Source organism: Pseudomonas sp. GW821-FHT09C08, assembly GCF_059418125.1.
Genome location: NZ_JBWKPG010000012.1, coordinates 98,889 through 106,847, shown reverse-complemented (window position 1 = coordinate 106,847; position 7,959 = coordinate 98,889). Strand labels below are relative to the sequence as shown.

The 7,959-nt window shown below is 61.5% G+C and carries 8 protein-coding genes; 5 read left to right on the top strand and 3 right to left on the bottom strand.

Annotated elements, in window-relative coordinates; all coding sequences use genetic code 11:
- Window positions 1-339: hypothetical protein (locus AC07OJ_RS28140; protein ID WP_495095633.1), on the bottom strand; the 339-nt coding region annotated here is incomplete at its 3' end.
- On the opposite strand from AC07OJ_RS28140, the gene mrdA reads away from it, so the two are divergent.
- On the top strand, window positions 327-2,219 hold the full coding sequence (gene mrdA, locus AC07OJ_RS28135) for a penicillin-binding protein 2 (RefSeq protein WP_065907300.1): 1,893 nt from the start codon (window positions 327-329) through the stop codon (window positions 2,217-2,219). The two genes, AC07OJ_RS28140 and mrdA, sit on opposite strands and share 13 nt — an antisense overlap.
- Window position 2,220: 1 nt before the next feature.
- Here the strand turns inward: mrdA and AC07OJ_RS28130 are convergent, their stop codons facing one another.
- On the bottom strand, window positions 2,221-2,622 hold the full coding sequence (locus AC07OJ_RS28130; protein WP_065907298.1) for a GFA family protein: 402 nt from the start codon (window positions 2,620-2,622) through the stop codon (window positions 2,221-2,223).
- A gap of 98 nt (window positions 2,623-2,720) precedes the next feature.
- Here AC07OJ_RS28130 and AC07OJ_RS28125 point away from each other — a divergent pair, with 98 nt between their 5' ends.
- Window positions 2,721-3,188 (top strand): SRPBCC family protein, encoded by a 468-nt coding sequence (locus AC07OJ_RS28125; RefSeq protein WP_213553598.1) that lies wholly within the window; start codon window positions 2,721-2,723, stop codon window positions 3,186-3,188.
- A 40-nt stretch (window positions 3,189-3,228) separates the two neighbouring features.
- On the opposite strand, the gene AC07OJ_RS28120 is transcribed toward AC07OJ_RS28125, so the two are convergent.
- Window positions 3,229-3,816, bottom strand: a complete 588-nt coding sequence (locus AC07OJ_RS28120; protein ID WP_065907292.1) for a hypothetical protein — start codon at window positions 3,814-3,816, stop codon at window positions 3,229-3,231.
- Window positions 3,817-3,967: 151 nt separating this feature from the next.
- On the opposite strand from AC07OJ_RS28120, the gene AC07OJ_RS28115 reads away from it, so the two are divergent.
- The 3 genes from AC07OJ_RS28115 to AC07OJ_RS28105 all read left to right on the top strand — a co-directional run bounded on the left by AC07OJ_RS28115 (window position 3,968) and on the right by AC07OJ_RS28105 (window position 7,953).
- On the top strand, window positions 3,968-4,480 hold the full coding sequence (locus tag AC07OJ_RS28115) for a sigma-70 family RNA polymerase sigma factor (RefSeq protein WP_262135188.1): 513 nt from the start codon (window positions 3,968-3,970) through the stop codon (window positions 4,478-4,480).
- Entirely contained in the window at window positions 4,477-5,451 is a 975-nt protein-coding gene (locus AC07OJ_RS28110) for a FecR family protein (protein WP_495095632.1), read from the top strand. The genes AC07OJ_RS28115 and AC07OJ_RS28110 overlap by 4 nt, the downstream gene beginning before the upstream one ends.
- Before the next feature lie 87 nt (window positions 5,452-5,538).
- Window positions 5,539-7,953, top strand: coding sequence for a TonB-dependent siderophore receptor (locus AC07OJ_RS28105; protein ID WP_201143882.1), 2,415 nt, complete (start codon window positions 5,539-5,541; stop codon window positions 7,951-7,953).
- Window positions 7,954-7,959: the final 6 nt, after the last annotated feature.

Below are 7,959 nucleotides of genomic sequence, written 5' to 3'. Positions count from 1 at the left end.
TTTCCCCATGTGAGAGTAGGTCATCGTCAAGATTAAATTCCAGAACCCCTGTTTGCTAACGCAGACAGGGGTTTTGTTTTGGGCGGTCGAAAAGTACGCCCGGTAGAGGACACCGCGTTCCCCGGTCACGAATAGACGTCCTGATCTGAAAGTCTTGCTGAGGCTTGATCCCACACTTTCATGACAAAAATCGCTATCGGCATGCCGTTCGGGGAAATCGATGCAAAGTGTTTCTGCATTTTTGGTATGGTGCAGCACATTTTCACAAGGACTGATCTTTATCCGCAGGATGCGGCGTCGACCTTCTTCAACGAGATGCTGTAGAAATGCCTGAACCAATACCCATCAAGGATCACGAAAAAGAAAACCGCCTGGTCAACAAGCGCCTGCTCGCCTGCGCGCTGCTGGTGATCGGTATCACCTGTGCCCTGGTGGGCCGCATGTATTTCCTGCAGGTGGTGCAGTACGACTATCACTCGACGATTTCCGAGAATAATCGGGTCCACGTCCTGCCGATAACGCCGACTCGTGGGTTGATCTACGACCGGAATGGCGTGGTGCTCGCCGACAATCGTCCCAGCTACAACCTGACCATCACCCGGGAGCGCACCACAGACCTCAAGGGTGAGCTGGACGCCATCGTCAACCTGCTGCACCTGCCTGCTGAAGACCGTGCGGTGTTCGACAAGGCCTTGAAGCAGGCACGCCATCCTTTCGTCCCGGTGACATTGTTTTACGAGCTGACCGAAGAGCAGATCGCGGTCCTGGCCGTGAACGAGTTTCGCTTGCCTGGCGTCGACGTAGAGCCGCAGTTTGTCCGGCACTACCCGCTGGGTGCGCACTTTGCACACTCCATCGGCTATGTCGGGCGCATCAACGAGAAAGAGTCCAAGGCTCTCGACTCGGTGGAGTACCGCGGTACACAGTCCATCGGCAAGACCGGCATCGAGCGTTTCTACGAGTCCGAACTGCACGGCCACGTCGGTTACGAAGAGGTCGAGACCAACGCCCAGGGGCGTGTGCTGCGCGTGCTCAAGCACACCGACCCGATCCCTGGCAAAAATATCGTGCTCAGCCTCGACGTCCACCTTCAGGAAGCCGCCGAGGAAGCCCTGGGCGATCGCCGTGGCTCGGTGGTCGCGCTCGACCCGCAAACCGGCGAAGTCCTGGCCATGGTCAGCAAGCCGAGTTTCGACCCGAACCTGTTTGTCACCGGCATCAGCTTCAAGGAATATGCCGCGCTGCACGATTCCATCGACCGGCCGCTGTTCAACCGCGTCCTGCGCGGGCTCTATGCGCCGGGTTCGACGATCAAGCCTGAGGTGGCCATTGCCGGGCTCGACAGCGGTGTGGTGACCGCCCAGACCCGCGTGTTCGACCCGGGTTACTACCAGCTCCCCGATTTTGATCACAAATACCGCAACTGGAACCACAGCGGTGACGGCTGGGTCGACATGGACGCCGCCATCATGCGTTCCAACGACACCTACTTTTACGACCTGGCCCACAAGCTCGGCATTGACCGCCTGCACGACTACCTGGCGGAGTTCGGCCTGGGCCAGAAAGTCTCCCTGGACATGTTCGAAGAGTCAGCCGGCCTGATGCCATCCCAGGCCTGGAAACGTGCGACCCGCCGCCAGCCATGGTTCCCAGGCGAAACTGTGATCCTCGGTATCGGCCAGGGCTATATGCAGGTCACGCCACTGCAATTGGCCCAGGCGACGGCGTTGATCGCCAACAAGGGCGTGTGGAATCGCCCGCACTTGGCCAAGACCATCAACGGCGTGCCGCCCGTAGACGAGAACCCGATGCCGAATGTGGTCCTCAAGGACCCGCGTGACTGGGAGCAGGTGAACCATGGCATGCAGTTGGTGATGCATGACCCGCGCGGCATCGCTCGGGCCGCCGCGCAAGGTGCGCAATATCGCATCGCCGGCAAGAGTGGTACTGCGCAAGTGGTCGCGATCAAACAAGGTGAGCGCTACAACCGCGACAAGACTCTGGAGCGGCATCGCGACAACGCCTTGTTCGTCGGCTTTGCCCCGGCCGAGCATCCGAAGATCGTAATCTCGGTCATGATCGAGAACGGCGAAGCCGGTGGCCGGGTGGCAGGCCCGGTGGTACGGCAGATCATGGACGCCTGGCTGCTCGACCAGGAAGGTCACCTCAAGCCGCAGTATGCGACCCCGGCTAAAGCACCGGGTGACCCGCACGTCTGAGTCACACCTGCCACTCGTCCCACTGGTCTACGCCCGTGTAGGCCAGCCAGGGCACGTCATGCGCCGTCCAGATGTGCGCGGTGGGCCGCACGCCCGGATCATCGTCCAGCGTCGCCACCCGCACAATCACATGCGGCTGGTGCCCACGCTCGGCCATCAGGTGTGAGCCGCAGCGCGAGCAGAAATGCCTGAGCTTGCCCGGCGAAGACTCGAATGACGACAACAGACCCTCGCCTTGCGTCCAGCGAAAATGCTCACGCATCACCCCGGCTGTCGCCACAAACGCGGCCGCGTGCACCTTGCGGCAGCTGTCGCAGTGGCAGTGGCTGATGGGCATGTCCAGGCGCTCCACCTGGTAGCGGACGGCCTTGCAGAAGCAACTTCCATTCAACGCGTCAGTCATAACGTAATGTCGGGTCAAGGATGGGGTCATCATCATCGCGCACAACCCAAGGTTGCGCATTGTTCGATGTCGCCTACTGTCAATGGAGGAGGTGACTTATGCACGTATTAGATCGCATAGAACGAAAAGTCCTGCTGAACGTTTCACGCAAACACGTCTGGGAAGCACTCACCGATGCCGAGCAATTCGGCAACTGGTTCGGAATTGCCCTGAAGGGCAAAACCTTTGCAGCGGGGGAAACCATCAAGGCACCGATCACTTATCCGGGGTACGAGCATGTGATCTGGAATGCCAAAATCGAACGTATCCTGCCGCAGACACTGTTCTCTTTCTGGTGGCACCCCTTTGCGGTGGAGGAGGGCGTCGACTACGACCAGGAAACCCCGACACTGGTGGAGTTCACGATCGAGGATCGCGCGCCGGGCATTTTGCTGCGGGTCGTCGAATCCGGTTTCGATAAAGTGCCCGAAGCCCGTCGGCAGAAAGCCTTCAAGATGAACTCCCGGGGCTGGGACGAGCAGATGAACAACATCGAAAACTATTTGACCCAGGCCCGCCAGGCCTGACCCCAACGGGCATCATCACTGATGCCCGCGTTGATGACTGTCAGCCTTCGTGAGCGGTGGTGATTTCCAGGGTGTCGGTAAACGTCACCAGCACACTCTGACCGACCTTGAGGTCCTTGAGGCCGGCACGAATCTCCGGTTTCTCGACATTCAACACTTTGCTCGCACCGGCTGGGTTTTCCAGGGTGACCTGGTTTTTCTTCAAGTCGATGTGCGTGATCTTCAGTTGCACCTGTACCTGACGGAACGCTGCGCCGCCTGGGTTGGGATTATCGGCGGTGGCGCGGATCACACCGGTTTTTTCGCTGGCATCCGGTGCACTTTTGTCCACGTCGGTGTCCAGCACGGCGGCGACCGAATGCGTGGTCAGCACTTTGACCTGGTCGCCGACCTTGAGATTACCCAGGTCCTTGGCGGCGTCGGTAAGTTGCACATGCACCTCGCCACCGTCGGCGCCTTGCAGCACCACCTGATGCTTGGCGGCATCCACGGCCAGCACTTTGGTGGTGACTTCGTCGGCTTCCAGGGTCTTGGACAGCGGGATATCGGCAGCGAAGGCCGTGAGGTTGCCGGCGGCCAGCAGTGTGACCAGGGCGATGGCGTGGCGAAGAGGGCGCGTTACTTTCATTTAAGGCACTTCCATGTAAGAGGAACTCCTGAGTCTAGTGGAGGGGCGCAGATACACAAATGCGCTGCAGGTTGGGTGTTTTAACGATTGCAATGTGCCAGAGTCTGCGCAGATAATGAGATGAATTATCATTAACGTCTGGCAGTGTTGCGTGTCCACATCTACTGATCCCAAGGCCCTTTTAGCCGCGCTCTACGACGATAACCATCGGTGGTTGCGTGCGTGGTTGTATCGTCAGTTGAAGTGCCCCCAGGATGCCGCAGACCTGACCCAGGACACCTTCATCCGCGTGCTCGATGCGCGCCAGCTCACCCAACTTGAGGAGCCGCGGGCGTTTTTGAGCACGGTTGCCCGTCGACTGTTGTTCAGTTTCTGGCGGCGCAAGCGCCTGGAACAAAGCTACCTAGACAGCCTGGCTTTACTGCCGGAGTGCTACAGCCCTTCCGAAGAAGACCTTGCATTGGTTCGCGAGGCGTTGGAAAGCATTGACCGGCTGCTCAACGGCCTGCCGGCGCGGGTACGCCAGATCTTTATCCTGAGTCGTCTCGAAGGCTTGACCCAACCTCTGATCGCGCAGCAACTGAATGTCTCCCTGGCGACTGTCGAGCGCGATTTGCGCAGGGCTTTCCTGCATTGCCTGGCGGAATCGGCGGAGCTGGCATGACGCAGCCCAAGGCGGATGCCTGTACCCGCGAGGCCGTCGATTGGTTGCTGCGCCTGGAGGCGGCCGGCGAGGACCGCGACCTGCGCCAGGCTTTCGACGCCTGGTTGCACGCCAGCCCCGAGCATGCGGCGGCCTGGCAGCGGGTGGGCAACCTGTTGCAGCAACCGATTGCCGCGCTGCACCGGGTTGAGGCGCACAGCCCTGGCCAATTGCGTGCGGCGTCCCAGGCGCTGATGACGCCCGACACCGTGTCGCGCCGCAAGGTGCTGCGTGGCGGCCTCGCGCTGGTGTTGTTTGGCGTCAGTGGCGCTGCGCTGCTCGACCGTGCCCAACCGCTCAACGGGTTGTGGGCCGATCGGCGGACCGCCACCGGCGAGCGCAGTACCTTCACGTTGGCCGACGGCAGCCGCTTGAGCCTCAACGCGCGCAGCTCGGTGGATATCCAGTTCACTGAGCAACGCCGGGTCGTGCATCTGCGTGAAGGCCAGGTGTTTGTCGATGTCGCCGCCGATGCCCGCCGGCCGTTTGTCATCACCACCGCACAGGGCGAAGTCCAGGCCCTCGGCACGCAGTTCATGGTCAGCCAGGAAGCCGCCGGCAGCCTGACCTCGGTGCAACTGCACAGTGTGAAAGTCACCACCCAGGGCGGTCACCAGCGGCGCGTGGAAGCGGGGCAGGCGGCGTGGTTCAGCGAGGAATGGGTGCGGCCGGTACCGTTGTCGGCAGCCGGGCGGGTGGATTGGCGCGACGGTCGGGTCGACATTCGCGACGAGCCGCTGGGCTCGCTGATCGATGCCTTGCGCCCGTATCGCCGGGGCGTGCTGCGCATCAGCCCGCAAGCGGCGGCGCTGCGTGTTTACGGGGTGTACCCGCTGGATGATGCCGAGCAGACGCTGCAATCGCTTGCCCAGACATTCCCGTTGCGCATTCGTCGCTATGGGCCATGGTTGACGCTGATTGACGTGCAATAAACGATTATTTTCACAGGCCGTGAGGGGATCGCACGTCTCGCGAGTCAGGGTTAGAGAACGCCAACCTGACAACGAGTATCCACCCCTATGGCACCCTTGATGATTCGTCCTTGCCTGCTGACGCTGGCCATTACACTGGCCGTCATCGGCCAACCTGCGATGGCCCAGGACACCACCCATTATTTCGACCTGCCTGCGGCCGCGCTGGGTGACACCCTCAGCCGTTTGTCCCGCGAAAGCGGGCGCACGCTGTCGGTGACCCCGGCCTTGCTGCAAGGTCGCCGGGCTGCTGCCGTACAGGGCCAATTGACACCGGAGCAGGCCGTGCAACAGGCGCTGGCCGGCAGCGGGCTGGGCTTGATCATTACCGACAACGGCACCTGGAGCCTGTACCTGCTGCCCGAAGGCAATTCGCTGAACCTGAGCCCCACCACCGTGACCGGGTCGGCCACGGAAAATGCCTGGGGCCCGGTAGACGGTTACGTCGCCACGCGCAGCGGCACCGCGACCAAGACCGATACGCCGATTCTGGAAATCCCGCAGACGGTCAACGTGGTCACGGCCGACCAGGTCGCGGTCCAGGGTGCACGCAACCTCACGCAGGCCCTGCGCTACACGCCGGGGATCGACACCAACGGCTACACCGACCGCAACACCATCGCCGATGAAGTCGCCAGCCGTGGCTTCGCGCCAACCCTGTTGTACCTCGACGGCGCCTACCTGCCGTACGCCGGCAGCCTGGGCGGCGCCCCGCAAATCGATCCGTACACCCTCGAGCGTATCGAAGTGCTCAAGGGGCCGGCATCCGTGTTGTACGGGCAGAACCAGCCGGGCGGGATGATCAACATGGTCTCCAAGCGGCCGACCACCGAGGCGCGGCACCAGGTCAAGTTCGGCATCGGCAGTTATGACCGGGTCAACGGTGCGCTGGATTTCAGCGGGCCAATCGATCAGGCCAAGACCTTGAGCTATCGCCTGATTGCCCTGGCCCGCGACGGCAACGAGATGGTCGACCACGCCACCGACAGCCGCACCTTGCTCGCGCCCAGCCTCACCTGGGCGCCGACCGACGAGACGGCGCTGACGGTCTACGCGCAGCTGCAGCGCGACAAGTCCCTGGCCGACTACCAGGCGCTGCCCGCCATTGGCACGCTGTACCGCAGCGCCGAGGGCCGGCATATCGACCGCGACACCTTCCTGGGCGACTCGGACTGGAACGACTACATCCGCGACCAGTACGTGCTCGGCTTCGATTTCTCCCACGCCTTCAACGACAACCTCGAATACCACTCGACGGCGCGCTACACCGACGTCAACGACCGCTACAAAGGTTTCTACCTGAACCGCTTCGTCACGCTCCCGGATAACAGCATCGACGACACCCGCGCCACCCGCACCAAGCTCGACTGGCGCCAGCACAACTCTGCCTACACGATTGATAACAACCTGCAGTTCAAATTCGCCACTGGTGCGCTGGACCATACGCTGCTGACCGGCGTCGATTATCGCCAGTTCACCCGCAGGTACCAGGGCTACAACCTGTACGGCGCAGAAATCATCGAGCTGTATAAACCCAGCAACTACCACACCCTGGGCCAGCCGACCCTCACCACCAAGTGGGACAACACCATCAAGCAGACCGGCCTGTACGCCCAGGACCAAATCAAGCTTGACCGCTTTATCCTCACCGTCGGCCTGCGTGAAGACTGGGCCGAAGTCGAGAACCGCGACCTGCTGGCCGACAGCACGGTCAGCCAGAAAGACAAGAAACTCACCCGGCGAATCGGCTTGACCTACCTCACTGATTTCGGCCTGGCGCCCTATGTCAGTTACGCCGAGTCGTTCTTCCCCAGCATCGGCAGCCAGGCCCCACAGCGCGGGGCCTCGGCGTTCAAGCCGGTGGAGGGCGAGCAGTACGAGGCGGGGGTCAAATACCAGCCCAACGACAGCTCATTGCTGACGTTGTCGGTGTACCAGATCAAGCAGAAGAACGTGCTGACCGGCGACATTGAGTACCCGGAGTATCAGCTGCAGGAAGGCGAGGTGCGCTCGCGGGGTGTCGAGTTCGAAGGCAAGACGCGTGTTGGCCAGTTCGAGGTGATTGGCGCGGTGGCCTACCTGGACTCGTTCTACACCAAGAGCAATTACGGCGATAAAGGCAACCGCAACGAGTCCCAGGCACCGTGGACCGCCAGTACCTGGGTCGACTACCACTTCGCGAGCAATGCCCTGGCAGGCCTGACCGTCGGTGGGGGCGCTCGTTACACCGGCAAGAAATACGGTGATTCGGGCAACACCTTCAAAACCCCTTCGTTTGTGGTGTACGACACGACCATCCGCTACGACCTGGGCCGTGTCAGTCCCACGCTCAAGGGCGCGGAAGCCAGCCTGAACGTGCAGAACCTGTTTGATCGCGAGTACGTTTCGGCATGCAACTATGCCTTTGGCTGCTATTACGGGCAGGAGCGCACGGCATCGTTGGCCGTGTCCTACGACTGGTAGCCTGTA